Annotated in this window: 10 protein-coding genes; 7 read left to right on the plus strand and 3 right to left on the minus strand. The window is 52.9% G+C overall.

All coding sequences use genetic code 11. From position 1 onward, the window contains the following. The first annotated feature begins 48 nt into the window (after positions 1-48). The 7 genes from pdxR (at position 49) to gabT (ending at position 10,805) form a co-directional block, all read left to right on the plus strand. The gene (gene pdxR, locus KJY73_RS12475) at positions 49-1,860 is read left to right on the plus strand and encodes a MocR-like pyridoxine biosynthesis transcription factor PdxR (protein WP_214344059.1); all 1,812 of its coding nucleotides are present in this window, start codon (positions 49-51) and stop codon (positions 1,858-1,860) included. 108 nt (positions 1,861-1,968) lie between these two features. Continuing rightward, a complete protein-coding gene (locus KJY73_RS12480) occupies positions 1,969-2,850 on the plus strand; it encodes a carbon-nitrogen hydrolase family protein (RefSeq protein ID WP_214344060.1) in 882 nt (293 codons plus the stop codon). A gap of 98 nt (positions 2,851-2,948) precedes the next feature. Then, positions 2,949-5,438, plus strand: coding sequence for a TonB-dependent receptor (locus KJY73_RS12485; RefSeq protein ID WP_214344061.1), 2,490 nt, complete (start codon positions 2,949-2,951; stop codon positions 5,436-5,438). A gap of 74 nt (positions 5,439-5,512) precedes the next feature. Continuing rightward, on the plus strand, positions 5,513-6,877 hold the full coding sequence (locus tag KJY73_RS12490) for a tetratricopeptide repeat-containing sulfotransferase family protein (protein ID WP_214344062.1): 1,365 nt from the start codon (positions 5,513-5,515) through the stop codon (positions 6,875-6,877). Between the two features lie 11 nt (positions 6,878-6,888). Further along, positions 6,889-8,061, plus strand: coding sequence for an MFS transporter (locus KJY73_RS12495; RefSeq protein ID WP_214344063.1), 1,173 nt, complete (start codon positions 6,889-6,891; stop codon positions 8,059-8,061). A 19-nt stretch (positions 8,062-8,080) separates the two neighbouring features. Further along, on the plus strand, positions 8,081-9,532 hold the full coding sequence (locus KJY73_RS12500) for an NAD-dependent succinate-semialdehyde dehydrogenase (RefSeq protein ID WP_214344064.1): 1,452 nt from the start codon (positions 8,081-8,083) through the stop codon (positions 9,530-9,532). Continuing rightward, the gene (gene gabT / locus KJY73_RS12505; RefSeq protein WP_408611378.1) at positions 9,522-10,805 is read left to right on the plus strand and encodes a 4-aminobutyrate--2-oxoglutarate transaminase; all 1,284 of its coding nucleotides are present in this window, start codon (positions 9,522-9,524) and stop codon (positions 10,803-10,805) included. The genes KJY73_RS12500 and gabT overlap by 11 nt, the downstream gene beginning before the upstream one ends. Before the next feature lie 997 nt (positions 10,806-11,802). Here the strand turns inward: gabT and KJY73_RS12510 are convergent. The 3 genes from KJY73_RS12510 to KJY73_RS12520 form a co-directional block, all read right to left on the minus strand. Then, positions 11,803-12,126, minus strand: coding sequence for a low molecular weight protein tyrosine phosphatase family protein (locus KJY73_RS12510; RefSeq protein WP_214344065.1), 324 nt, complete (start codon positions 12,124-12,126; stop codon positions 11,803-11,805). Positions 12,127-12,728: 602 nt separating this feature from the next. Continuing rightward, entirely contained in the window at positions 12,729-13,247 is a 519-nt protein-coding gene (locus tag KJY73_RS12515) for a hypothetical protein (protein ID WP_214344066.1), read from the minus strand. 255 nt (positions 13,248-13,502) lie between these two features. Then, a complete protein-coding gene (locus KJY73_RS12520) occupies positions 13,503-13,967 on the minus strand; it encodes a DUF4262 domain-containing protein (protein ID WP_214344067.1) in 465 nt (154 codons plus the stop codon). Positions 13,968-13,990 lie beyond the last annotated feature (23 nt).

The following is a 13,990-nucleotide window of genomic DNA, read 5'->3' on the forward strand; positions in this document are numbered from 1 at the left end:
GGAAATTTGCTTTAGCGTAAAAAATGCGTGTTAACAAAAGGTGAAAATATGGCGGCCGCGATCATTTATTTAGAAAAACACAGTGCGCTCAGCCTGCAATGCCAGCTACGGCAGAAGTTAGTGGAAGCCATATTATCCGGGGTGTTGCCGGCCCGTAAACGCTTGCCTTCCTCGCGCAAACTGGCCGACCAATTGAAGATTTCCCGTAACACCGTGCTGCTGGCTTATCAGCAGTTGATGGACGAAGGCTATCTGGTGAGTCGCGAGCGCAGTGGCATTTTTGTTAACGAACGTATTTTTGATGGCAAGGTTGAGCTGGCTTCGGCCGAAGAGCTCAGCAGCAACAAGCGTAATCGTTGGCAGCATGCTTTTGTGCGAACCGGCCGTAACGACAGTGAATTTAGGGTACCGCTGGATTGGCATCGTTACCCCTATCCCTTTCTGGATAATCTGTTTGATACCAGCTTGTTTCCGGTACATGAATGGCGCGAGGCCAGTCGTCTGGCGCTGGGTGTGCGGGAGGTAAATGAATGGGCGTCTTTTGCCACCGATGCCGACGACCCGCAGTTGCTGGAAGAAATTCGCACTAAGCTGCTACCCAGTCGTGGCATTACCGCCAGTCAGAATCAAATATTGATTGTATCCAGCGAACAACAAGCCTTGTATCTGCTTTGTCATCTGCTGGTAGACAGCAGTAAAACCGTGGCCATTGAAGAGCCCGGCAACCCGGTGTTTCGTCAACTGGTACAAAACCAGCAGGGCCAGGTGCATTATCAGCCGGTGGATGACGCTGGTATGCAGGTGGATGCAGGGCTAGCGGGCTGCGAACTAGTGTATGTGACCCCCAGCCATCAATTACCCACCAACGCCACCATGCCGCTGGAGCGACGCCAGGCTTTGTTGCGCGAAGCGGCGGCACATAATGCCCTGATTATCGAGGATGATGCCTCGCTGGAGCATAACTTTCTTGGCCCACCGCTACCGGCATTACGTGCCATTGACCGTGATGACAGGGTGATCTATTTGTCCAGCCTGTCCAAGGTGCTGTCGCCGGGGTTACGTCTTAGTTATCTGGTGGGGCCGGTGGAGATCATCAATGAAGCGCGGGCCTTGCGGCGGATTTTGTCGGGCTATCCGCCGCGCAATAACCAGCGGGCCATGGCGTATTTTCTGTCCCTTGGGCATTACGATGCCTTTATCCGCAAACTGGATAACACCCTTAAATCCCGCTGGATGGCCCTGCGTGATGCGCTTAACTACAACCTGCATGCCCTGGCAGAAACTGTTCCTGCCCCTGGTGGCACAGCCTACTGGGTGACGGTGCATGACGATATCGATGTGCAGGAACTGGCCGGGCACGCCGCCCGCGAGGGCATTCTGATTGAGCCCATTCACCAGTATTACGGTACCGGGATTGCGCCAAAAAATACCTTCCGGCTGGGGATCACCAGCCTGCCCAAGGAGAAAATCAAGGAAGGTATCCGCATTCTTGCCAAGTTACTGCGCAGCCTGGCCTTGCCTTCAGCCAGCCCGGCGGCGGATATTCCGTTGGCCTATGTGTCAGGGGACAAACTCAGCAGTGCCCTGGCCAACGCCGCGCTGATTAGCTCTACCGTGTATGGCGACCCCTACACCATCGACTTTAATCCCAATGGAGACATGGTGGGGCGCTGCGGCTATCAGGATGAAGACTGTGACACCGGCCGCTGGTGGGTGGAGGGTGACCTTTTATGCCGCCAGTGGCAGGAGTGGGTGTACGGTCAGCGCCAGCAGTTCAGGGTGGTGCTGATCGGCAATCGTATCCAATGGTACAACCTGGATGGCGAGTTGATCGTCAATGGTGTACTGCATGCAAAATAAGCGAATATCGACATTTGGATCCATCAAGGAGGATAAACTGGATCTAGGTGTCTTGGTCACTTACCCCTAGGCTAGCAGAGAACAACAAACACCAAACAAGGATTGCCAATGAGTTATATGGGCATTGCCGGGTTACAGCTGGAACTCGCCGCACAAAACAATGTGGCCCTGATTTGCGCTGAAATCACCCGGGTTAAAAAGCGTTTCCCCTGGGTGGAAATGCTGGTGGTAGGGGAGTTGGCCAGTCATGGTTTTGATATAGGTAAGGCCGAGCCCGCCGGTGGTGATACCGAGCAGAGGTTCTCTGCACTGGCCCGCAAGCTGGGAGTGTGGCTGGTACCAGGCTCATACTACGAGCGCGATGGCGAACATATCTACAATACCGCGCCGGTGATCAATCCGCAGGGTGAGGTTGTCAGCCGCTACCGTAAAATTTACCCCTTTCTGCCCTATGAAAAGGGCGTTTGTCCCGGCGACCGCTTTGTGGTGTTTGATGTGCCACAGGTCGGCCGTTTTGGGGTATCTATCTGTTACGACGGCTGGTTCCCGGAAACCACCCGCAGCCTGATGGCGATGGGGGCGGAAGTGATTATTCACCCCACTTTGACCAACACCAATGACCGTGAACAGGAAATGGTCATGGCGCGCGCCAATGCCGTGATGAATCAGTGTTACTTCGTGGACATCAATGTGGGGCCGCCGCTAGGCAACGGCTGTTCGATTGTTTGCGACTTCGACGGCAACATAGTGCACCAGGCGTCCGGCCAGGCCGAAGTGATTACCTTTGAAGTGGATCTAACCGCCCTCAGGCGCGCCAGGGAACGCGGCTTAATGGGGCTGGGGCAACCCCTCAAAAGCCTGCGCGATAACCCTGTGGTTTTCCCGGCTTATCAGGCAGCGCTGGCCCCATCAGAGGCCCTTAATCAGCTTGGCGCCCTTAAGGTACCCGGCCCGGTGAACGGTGACGCGACTACGCCACAAGATGACTGAATTGGTACCAACATAAGGTGATAACTGGTACTAACGAGGCCCTTTTTTTTCACCTAGCTTAAAAAAGCAACAAGCCAAAACTATAAATTGGGTGACAAATGACACAACTGAACTTCAACAAAAATAAAATCGCCCTGGCCCTGAGTGCCATTGCCAGCCTGTCGGTTGGTTATGCCCAGGCGCAAGACGCGGAACAAGAAAAAGGCGTGATCGAACGGATAGCGGTGACGGCAACCCAACGACAAATGATGCAGGAAGAGCTGCCTTTCAATATTTCTGCGGTACAAGGTGCGGAAATCGAAGGACAGAACATTGTCGAATCCACCGAATTGCTGCGTACCGTGGCCGGTATTTCCCTGATTGATCGTGGCCATCGCAACTCCGGCACCGCTAACAGCATGGTGATCCGCGGGGTGAATGTTGAAGGCAGTGTATCCGGTGCCGATGTGGGGCAATCTACCGTACCCACAGTATCCACCTACGTGGACAGCACGCCTATTTACGCCAACTTCCTGCTCAAAGACATTCAGCGGGTGGAAGTGCTGCGTGGCCCGCAGGGCACCCTGTATGGCTCCGGCGCCTTGGGTGGTACGGTGCGCTATATCATGAACAAACCTGATGCCGCTATACAGGAAGGCAGTGTCGCCGTGGACTGGAGCAAAACCGATGGTTCAGAGGGCGACAACCTGTCTTTTGATGCGGTATTTAACCAGCCTTTGGGAGACGACGCGGCCTTTCGTATTTCCTTCGGGCAGATGGATAACGACGGGGTTATCGACCAGGTTAACCTTTATCAGTTAGACGATAAGGGCATACCGCTGGTGAAAGCCGATGATGGCAGTTGCCAGTCGGTTAGCAGTAACTTAAGTGCCAGCGAACTGGCCTTTAACGGCGCCTGCTATGAGTCGAAAGAGGATGTGGATACGGTCGAGATTTTCTATCTGCGCGCCGGGCTTATCTGGCATCTGAACGACGATATCGAACTGCTGCTGACCCACAATTATCAGGATGACGAAGTGGGCGGACGCCGCGCCGTCACTATTGGTGCCGACTACCTGGGCAACGCCTACGGTGACTATGAAAATGGCTCCACCCTGCTGGAACCAGCCGAGCGGGATGTATCGCTGACCAGTTTGGAAGTGTCTGCGGATTTAGGTTTTGCCACCCTCACCTCCAGCACGTCCCACTATCGCCATAAAGGCAGTGGCTGGCGTGACAACACCAGTATGTGGGTGACAGACCGTAGCAATGGGGTAGGTTTTACCAACTGGTTTAATGCCCTGTACACGGGTAACCCGCGTCCGGCCGCCCATGTGGAAGCCGGGTTTGAAGACAAGGCCCTGATCCAGGAACTACGACTGGTATCCAACGACAACGATGCGGTGGTGGATTGGGTCATCGGTGCTTTCTATATGGATCAGGAGCGCACCACCACCAACTTCAGCCATCTGCGCGGTCTGACCGAATACGGTTTTGCCTGTAATGAAGTAGGGGACAGCTGCCCGTCTAACGGTGCCTGGTGGACGGGTGTGACGCCGGTTAACGATATGGACTTCAGCTATATCCGTAATGAGCAGTTCAAAGACAAAGCACTGTACGGCGAACTGACCTATCACTTCTCAGATGATCTGCGCATTACTGGTGGTTTACGCTGGTTTAAAAATACCCTGAGTAACGAGACCGCCACCTATTTTGCCTATCTGCAACCGGCGGATATTCCCTTTGAGGCTTTTCCCAGCCAGGATGAGGACGACATTCAGACCAAGTTGAATCTGTCTTATGACCTGCGTGACGACACCATGCTGTACGCCACCTACTCAGAAGGTTTCCGTCGCGGCGGCTCCAACGCCATACCTACCAGTGGCCCCTTCCAGGAACTGAATCCTGAGAGCGCCGCCTTGTATGGCAAGGATACGGTGAAAAACTATGAGCTGGGGATTAAGGGTTACCACAAAACCTTCAGCTACTCGGCAGATATTTACAAAGTGGTGTGGGACGACCCGCAGCTGAACACGGCCACCGCCTGGTGGGGCTTCTTTATGGCCCAAAACGGTGACCGGGCCGAAACCCAGGGGATTGAGCTGGAGGCTAACTTTGCCCTCACCGATGCACTGAATATGCGCTTTGGTTATTCCTATACCGACGCGGAACTGAGTGACGATCTGATTCAGCCGCAAACCGGCGGCGTCAGCGCCCTGGCCGGTACCCGTTTGCCTGGCGTGTCTGAGCATGTGGCCTCCATCAACTTCGTGCATCGCATGGCGGTGAGCGCGGATGTGGAAATGGTCAGCCGTTTAAGCGGTTACTATCAGTCAGACTCGGTGAATACCGTGCTGGCAAACAGCCCCATACAGGATGAGTTTGACAGTTTCTCCCTGTGGAATGCCTCAGTGCAGTTCCTCAAAGGCGATTGGTCAGCCATGCTGTACATTAAAAACCTGACCAATGAGGAAGGGGTAACCGGCAGCTATCCTGCCAGTTACTGGGGAACCGACACCGGCGTGTTCGAGAACTATTATGGTAACAACCAGAAAAACTACATTTCCCGCCCCCGTACTGTGGGTGTGAATGTCAGTTACCGGTTCTGAGCGAACAAGCGGTTAATTGGCGATGCGGGCGACAAGCCCGTGTCGCTGGCCATTGTATAGAGCAGTCGTAGGCTATGGATTTACATCAACAACTTAACCGCATTAAAAAGCTACTCGGTAATAACCAGCTTACTCTGGCCACGGCTGAAGCCCTGCGGCTGGCCAGCATTTTGCCCGACCAGGCGCGCTGGCATTCCGAACTGGGCTTGGTATTCAACCAGCTTAAACACTATGACCAGGCCATGGGGCTGTTTGAACGGGCTGTCCAACTTGCCCCGGATGCGGCCGATCATCACTACAATCTGGCCACAGTGCAGCGTTTTGTCGGGCGCATTGACCAGGCCCAGCGCAGTCTGCAAAATGCCCTGGCACTGAATCCACAGGATCACGAAGCCTGGCATTTGCTGGCACAGCTGAATACCCAGACCCTGGCGGATAATCATATTCCGCAATTGCGCCATGCCCTGCAGCAGGCGCAGCATCCCACCGCTAAGGTAAGTTTGCAGTTTGCCCTGGCCAAGGAACTGGATGATTTGGGCGATTACGAGGCATCCTTTCAGGCCCTGCAAGACGGCGCACGGCTTCGCCGCCAGCATATGGACTATCAGGTTGAAGGGGATTTGCAGGTGATGCAGGCAATCGCCCAGGCCTACCCGGCCGAGCGCTTTGCCGAGCCAAAGGGTTGCATGCAGCCCGACCCTATTTTTGTTATCGGCATGCCGCGCACGGGTACCACGCTAGTGGAGCGGATGTTATCGGCCCATTGTCAGGTGCATTCCTGCGGGGAGATTAATAATTTTGCCTTGTCGATGCTGGCCGAAGTCAGCGCCCAGGGCTTGCCCTGTCAGGACCGGCTCAGCTTAATTGCCCAATCCGCCGGGCTGGATTTTGCCAGGGTCGGTCAGGCCTATCTGGACTCCCTCAAGCCGCTGCGGGGCACCGAGCCCCGGGTAATTGACAAGCTACCCTTTAATTACCTGTATGCCGGATTAATTCATCTGGCCTTGCCCAATGCCAAGATCATTGAGGTGCGGCGTAACCCCATGGATACCTGCTTTGCGGTGTATAAGCAGCTGTTTCAGAATGCCTATCCGTTTTCCTACCAGCAGGATGAACTGGCGGCGTACTTTATTGGCTACCGGCAGTTAATGGCCCATTGGCATCAGGTGATGCCGGGCGTGATTTACACCCTGGATTATGAAGCGCTGGTGCAAGCGCCCCGTGCTGAACTGCAAAAGCTGCTGGCCTATTGCGAACTGGACTGGCAGGACGAATGCCTGGCCTTTGAGCACAACAGTCAGGCCTCCACCACCGCCAGTGCCAATCAGGTGCGCCAACCCTTGTACACCTCGTCACTGGGCAAATGGCGGCATTATCAGCGCCACTTACAACCTATGCTCAGCCGCCTGCAAGCGGCGGGTATCGAACCTATTTTGTAAGGAATCTATACATGCATAGCAGTGAATCCCTGCCTGCCCGCGATTATCGGGTGGGCGAAAACAGTGAACTGGCCAGGGTGTTTCTGGCGTTTCTGGCCACCGCCGGATTGTTTTATGTGAATATTATGCCAGCCCTGGTGGACGGCCTTATTCAGGGCCTGGGCTTTTCCAACCGCGATGCCGGGCTGGTGAACTCTGCCAATGTGTATGGGGCTGCTATTGGGGCCTTTGTGATCGTGCTGGCGGTGAAACGCATTAACTGGCGACGCAGCGCTTATGCCCTGCTGGCTGTGCTGATCTGTATCGATCTGGTCAGTATGTTTTTAGCCAGCCCGCAAAGCCTGATGGCGGTGCGTTTTGTCCATGGCGTGGTGGGCGGCATGCTGGTGGGCATAGGTTTTGCGGTGATGGCCCGTACTGCGCAGCCGGATCGGGCATTCGGGTATCTGTTGTTGGTGCAGTTTGGCCTGGGCGGCCTGGGCGTAATGTACCTGCCGGGCTTAGTACCGCAGTTTGGCATTGCCGCTTTGTATCTGTCTCTGGTGGCGTTCAGTTTAGTGACCTTGCTGATGCTGCCCTTTCTGGCCGAATACCCCCTGGTCAAACCCAGCGTCCACAACGCTTCTGCGCCTATTCGCTGGCCTATGCTGGGCCTGGCGCTACTGGCCACTTTTTTGTTTCAGGCTGCCAACATGGGGCTGTATGCCTACATTATCGGCCTGGGTAAGCAGGCCGGGCTGGATATGGCCTTTATTTCACCCACGCTCGGGATTGCCGCTTGGATTGGTATTCTCGGCTCGGTAGGGGTGATCTTATTGTCCACCCGCATTGGCCGGGTTGTGCCTTTGGTGGTGTCGATTTTACTGACGGCGGTGGCGACTTATGTGCTGCATTATGCGCAAAGCCCCTGGATCTTCGCTGTGACCAACTGTTTGGTGGGGGCGTCCTGGGCCTTTGCCATTTCGTATCTGTTGGGCCTGAACGCCGCGTTTGATCGCACTGGACAAACTGCTGCCCTGGGCGGCTTTGCTTCCAAAATGGGGTTGGCATCCGGGCCGGCGGTGGCGGCCCTGGTGATTAACGAAAATAACTATGCACTGCTGGTAAATCTTGCCACAGTAGCATTGGTTGTCTGCGCCGCGGTGGCATTTTTGCCGGCCAGGGTCTTAGATCATAAACAATGATGTGGTGTGGGAGAGAAGCATGACGCATGATTTTCAGGGCCTGTTAAAACAAGGCTCGTACATAAACGGCCAGTGGCATCAAAGTGAGCGGCAGTTTGCCGTGACCGACAAGGCCAATGGCGAGGTGCTGGCCAGGGTGGCCGACGCGGGCGTCGGTGAAGCCGAAGCGGCTATTGACGCGGCTTATCAGGCCTTTGATGGCTGGCGGAATTTGACCGCCAATCAGCGCAGCCAGTATTTGCAGCGCTGGTATCAACTGATGATGGCACATCAGGATACCCTGGGCCTGCTGCTGACCCTGGAACAAGGTAAACCCCTGGCCGAAGCCAAAGGCGAAATTGCCTATGGGGCAGGTTTTATGCAGTGGTTTGCCGAAGAAGCCAAACGCGCCTATGGCGACATTATTCCTGCGGCTGCCAGTGGCCAGCAAATTCAGGTGGTTAAGTCACCTGTGGGTGTGGTGGCTGCCATTACCCCCTGGAATTTCCCCAATGCCATGATTGCCCGAAAAGCGGCCGCGGCGCTGTCGGCGGGCTGTACTTTTGTGGTACGCCCGGCCGCGCAAACCCCGCTTTCTGCCCTGGCTATGGCCGAGCTGGCCGAGCAGGCTGGTATTCCTGCCGGGGTGTTTAATGTGATCGCCGGTGAAGATGCTGCTGAAATCGGCAAGGTGTTAACCGGCAGTACTAAGGTCGCCAAGTTCAGTTTTACCGGCTCAACCCGTATCGGCAAAATCCTTACCGCGGCCTGTGCTGCCACCATTAAGCGGGTGTCGATGGAGCTGGGCGGCAACGCGCCGTTTCTGGTCTTTGATGACGCCGACCTGGATGCCGCAGTCAAAGGTGCCATGGCCTCCAAATTCCGTAACGCCGGGCAAACCTGCGTGTGCGCCAACCGCTTCTTATTGCAAGCCAGTATTGCCCAGGCCTTTACCGACAAGCTGCTCAATGAGGTGAAAGCCCTCAAGGTTGGCCACGGCACCGACAACGTGCAAATTGGCCCGCTGATCAGTGCCAAGGCGGCGGAAGATGTGCAGCAGAAGGTGATTCAATCGGTGGCCATGGGGGCCAAGGTGTTGCTGGGCGGTGACTATGACGGCGGGGCTTTCTATCCTCCTACTGTGGTCAGTGGAGTCACCCCGGATATGCCACTGTTTAACCAGGAAATATTCGGCCCTGTGGTAGCTATCTGCGAATTCAGTGACGAACAGCAGGCCATGGCCCTGGCCAATCAGACCGAATACGGCCTGGCCAGCTACTTTTATGCCCGGGATATTGGCCGGGTACAACGTGTTGCCGACGCCCTGCAATTTGGCATGGTGGGGATTAACGAGGGAATTATTTCCAACCCGGCCGCGCCCTTCGGCGGCGTGAAGCAATCCGGCTATGGCCGTGAAGGCTCCATGTACGGGCTGGATGATTATATGAACATACAATATCGCTGTCTGGGAGGTTTGAATCGTGTCGACTAATGCTAAGTTGCAGGAGCGTAAGCTCAGTGCGTTTGCCCGCGGTCAGGGCAATGTGTATCCGGTTTATGTAGAGCGCGCCCGCAACGCTGAGGTCTGGGATGTGGAAGGTAACCGCTATATTGACCTGGGTACCGGCATTGCGGTGTGCAATACCGGCCATGCGCATCCTAAAGTCGTGGCGGCGGTCAGCGAACAAATGGCGCGTTTCAGCCATACCTGTGTGATGGTCAACCCCTACGAGGTGGCGGTGGAACTGGCCGAACGCTTAAATGCTGCTGCACCGGGGGACAGTGCCAAAAAAGCCCTGTTTGTCACCACAGGTGCCGAAGCGGTGGAAAACTGCATTAAGATCGCCAGGGCCCATACCGGCCGTCGCGGCGTGATTGCCTTTAACGGTGGTTTTCATGGCCGTACTAACCTGGCCATGGGCCTGACTGGTAAGGTTGCCCCGTACAAACAGCACTTCGGCCCTTTCCCGGCCGACCTCTACCATGTGCCTTTTCCTAATGCCTATCATGGCATCAGCATAGAGCAATCCCTAAGTGCCATTGAAACCCTGTTTAAGGTAGATATAGCCCCAGGGGATGTCGCGGCCATTATTATTGAGCCGGTGCAGGGCGAGGGCGGTTTTTATCTGGCGCCGCCGGCCTTTTTACAGGCGCTTCGCGCCTTGTGCGACCGCCATGGCATAGTGCTGATCTGTGATGAAATTCAAACCGGCTTTGCCCGTACCGGACGCATGTTCTACAGCGAATACGCTGGGGTGGAACCGGATCTGATCACTATGGCCAAGGGTATTGCCGGTGGTGTACCTATTGCTGCGGTAGTAGGGAAAGCTGAGGTGATGGACGCCGCACCGCCGGGCGGTTTGGGCGGCACTTACGGTGGCTCACCCCTTGGCTGCGCCGCTGCTCTGGCGGTACTGGATATTATTGCCGAGGAAAAACTGGTGGAACGCGCCGCCGCGATTGGCGAGCAGTTCCAGCGCCGCTTAGTGGCCCTGCAACAACGCTATCCACACCTGATAGGTGAGGTACGTAACGCCGGGGCCATGATCGCTATCGAACTGGTGCAAAACGGCCTGGCCAGTCAGCCCAATACCGCGCTAACCCAGGCCATTATTGCCAATGCCAGTAAACACGGCCTGATTCTGCTGGCCTGCGGCTTTTATGGCAATGTGATCCGCTTCCTGCCGCCTCTGACCATAGAGGATGCGGTGTTGGAGGAAGGGCTTAGCAAGTTTGAGGGATTGTTTGCTGAGTTGGCAGGGTAACTAAGTAGATGGTGGCAGCGCCTGGGGCGCTGCCTGTTTTATTGTTATCTACGGAACTCTTAGCCAACGCAGGGGCTTCCATAACGTCCCTGTCTTTTATGACACATCATCCCTGATGCGCCAGTCACTTTTCTTTGCTCGTGCAAAGAAAAGTGACCAAAAGAAACACGCCCGCTGGATTCCCAACAACGTCAGCTCAGGCCACTACTAAAAGGCGGTCGTGAAAACGACGTTCCAGACGCGTCTTCCACTCAATTTGCTCCCAGCAAATTCCCCACCTTTTAGCAGCACCCTGAACCGACCGGGAATTTTTAAGCGGGACGAAAGCGGCTTGGGCCGCTTAGGGGTAAATAGGATGATTGGGCTATGGCTGCATGCTTATTAGCATTAGACAAGAAGAAATAAGGTTTTTGCAGTTGCAACTAAGGCGAACAAAAAAGCTAAAATTCTTGGTAACGCCGAATTAAGAGATTTTAGCCAAACGACAGTTGGGGACTTTGCTTGTGGCAGTAGTTCCATGAGATAGAGAACGAAAAAAATACAAATAGCTACAACGATAATGCTATTAATGGGTTCACTAATCAAAAAATACTCCCTCGCTTCCAATGAATGACATGGACTCTCCCTCTCGTGGATTGTGCCTAGCTGGCAACCATTGAGAGAAACTGTCCTGGGGCATGGTTTTCAGTATCCGTGCCGTGAGACGTTAATGTCTTGATTTTGAACACTCACTAGAGTACGCCCAAGAGATACAGAGCACCGATAATCCAAATTGTAAGTCCCAGTAGGGAGCACCACATCCCTGAGTTTCCTTTTTCTCCCCAGTAACTCTCTCTTTTGGGTTTTGGGTAGCGACCCAATGTGATGATTTTACAAAAGGGCCAGCCTGTCCAATAACAAATATACCCGAAGAAAATATCTGCCAATATGTAGCCGATACCTCTCAGAAATCCCTTACCTATTTCTCCTAGAATGTCTTCCATAGTTTCAGTCTTATTCATTGTACAAGCGAAGGTATTTTGGCTTGAAGTATCGCCACCAATCTATCGTCCATATATTCGTAATTATCAGGAATATCCAGTGACACGATTTTCTTGTTCTTTATTACTTGTCCAAACTTACTGCTCAGTTTCTTCTTGTGCATCTTTTCCATAACAAAGATATAGTCAGCCCATTCAAGATCTTCAGTGCTAACCATAACTTCTGCGTCATTGTTAATGCCCGCGGAAGAAACTTCCCAGCCCTCAACGCCTTTAAATATCGCTTCTGCGGTAGGGCTTCTAAGCCGGTTTCTGCTGCAGAGGAAGAGTATTTTTTTCATTGGCTGACCAGAGTGTTGGGGCAATAACTTTATGTCAGAATTATTGGTTGTATCGGATTTAAGTATCCTTGCCTTGAAGTGTTGTGGCAAGGGTTGTGGCTTCCTTGTCTTTTATGACACTCCATCCATGGAGCGCCAGTCCCATTTACAACCAGCGTCCTGCCTGTTGCCCTACGGGCCAGCTAAAGCTGTTCAATCTGGTTCCAGACCAGATTGTCTTTACTGCGAAGAAACGAGACCAAAGACAAAATCTTCGGGAGAGATTTTGGACAGCGTTACGCTGGTCCGAAGGAAAAGCTACAAGGATGTGGCTTTCAAAACGCGCCCCTTACGCCATACAACGCCCAAACTGGACTGGGTAAACGCCTGTCGCCTCTACTCACTCCCTGTTCGTATCGGCTCGATTCTCATCCTTGACCAAATTTCCGGGAGACATTTGGGACATCCATAGGATGGCCCGCAGGGCAAAGTACAGGATGTACTTTGCATAATTGTCAGGCGTTTACCTGACGTCCAGTTTTGGCATGGCGTTTAAAGGGGAGATCAAAGCGGCTTGTGCCGCTTAGGGGGATAAGGTTTTAGCAGGCCTATATTATTGAATTTCAGGCTTGCTTATCAGCCGATGCAAAATTGTCTGCTTGTGTTATGGACTCGTGGCAGACCCAACGACCTTTATTGCTTAACCCACCCCAGAGCGAGGCCAGGCAAATAAAAAGTACCAGCGCCCAGGTTGGCAAATGCCCAGCAGACCAATTAAAACCAACCAAACCGCCACCGAAAAAAATCACCAGAAATAGCGCGACAGAATTCTTCTTCTTTTTCTCGTAATTAAGTTTGTAAGACGTGATTAGTTCTCCATTCACACTAAAGTGGCAATCTATATCGCCTTTCACAATGCTATTGGCCACTAGTTGTATCTGATAACTCTTCCCTGCATGTTCAAAGTTATGGATGGAGTTTCTTCTATAGCTTTTCTGGTCTGAAACCACTTCACCATCCAAGGTAACTATTTCTCTTCCTGTGAATGAACTACCCTTGAAGATAATCATTTTTCCTTCATCAAAGAACGTAAAATTCATTCCATTTGTAACGGAACATTCAACATTTTCGTGGAGCTTCACATATCCTCCGGAAGCAGATAGCTAGTGTTTGTCGTTTCTCTTTATCGTGCGTCAGCTTCGCCGAACGAAAGCTACTAAAGAGTGCATCCCTGTCAGAATGGTTTTCAGTATCCTTACTTGAAAGTGTTGTAGCAAGGTTTATGATCTCCTGATTTTTTGTACTTTAAGCAGACGCCTATTTAAGGATCTGACCCTGTTTATTTTGAACAGCGGAAAACGCGAGCGCAGCGAGTGGTTTTCCGATGATTTAACTTGTTATATTTCATCTAGCGCTCCGGACTCATTTAAAATGGGTTGAGCCCATCGATAAAATTCAGATCTATCGTTGAACCATGGCCAAAAACCGTCTGTCGTTGGCCATATAAGCTGCAACATTTCGAAATCGTCTCCGTCGTGAAGCCAAAGCCCCCAGCCTACATATTCTTCATAATGCGACTTATCCATTTTAATGAAGCAAACATCAAAACCTTCAAGGAAATCGGAGTAATATTTGCCGGGTTCGAAGGATTCTCCTGCGAGCAAACGATTTTTGTAATTGTTGATAATTGAATGAGCCAAGTCGAGCTTTAGACCGACAATGATAAGGTCAGGTTTGCATTGTTTTTTGTTAATACCAATTGAGTAACTGAAGCAAGGCTCTCCATCTCCTTCCATGACCTTTAAAACGTGACACCCAAATTTCTCGATGTCACTTAGCGCCTTCTCATCCCTTTCGTCCACTAAAGTCTCCGTGAAATATAACG

This window comes from Bowmanella yangjiangensis (assembly GCF_018531185.1).
Classification (GTDB): Bacteria; Pseudomonadota; Gammaproteobacteria; order Enterobacterales; family Alteromonadaceae; genus Bowmanella; species Bowmanella yangjiangensis.

What these genes read in the sequence shown, in the direction of transcription:
- pdxR (WP_214344059.1), top strand. Translation starts at nt 49, where the DNA reads ATGGCGGCCGCGATCATTTATTTAGAAAAACACAGTGCGCTCAGCCTG.
- KJY73_RS12480 (WP_214344060.1), top strand. Translation starts at nt 1,969, where the DNA reads ATGAGTTATATGGGCATTGCCGGGTTACAGCTGGAACTCGCCGCACAA.
- KJY73_RS12485 (WP_214344061.1), top strand. Translation starts at nt 2,949, where the DNA reads ATGACACAACTGAACTTCAACAAAAATAAAATCGCCCTGGCCCTGAGT.
- KJY73_RS12510 (WP_214344065.1), bottom strand. Translation starts at nt 12,126, where the DNA reads ATGAAAAAAATACTCTTCCTCTGCAGCAGAAACCGGCTTAGAAGCCCT.
- KJY73_RS12495 (WP_214344063.1), top strand. Translation starts at nt 6,889, where the DNA reads ATGCATAGCAGTGAATCCCTGCCTGCCCGCGATTATCGGGTGGGCGAA.
- KJY73_RS12490 (WP_214344062.1), top strand. Translation starts at nt 5,513, where the DNA reads ATGGATTTACATCAACAACTTAACCGCATTAAAAAGCTACTCGGTAAT.
- KJY73_RS12500 (WP_214344064.1), top strand. Translation starts at nt 8,081, where the DNA reads ATGACGCATGATTTTCAGGGCCTGTTAAAACAAGGCTCGTACATAAAC.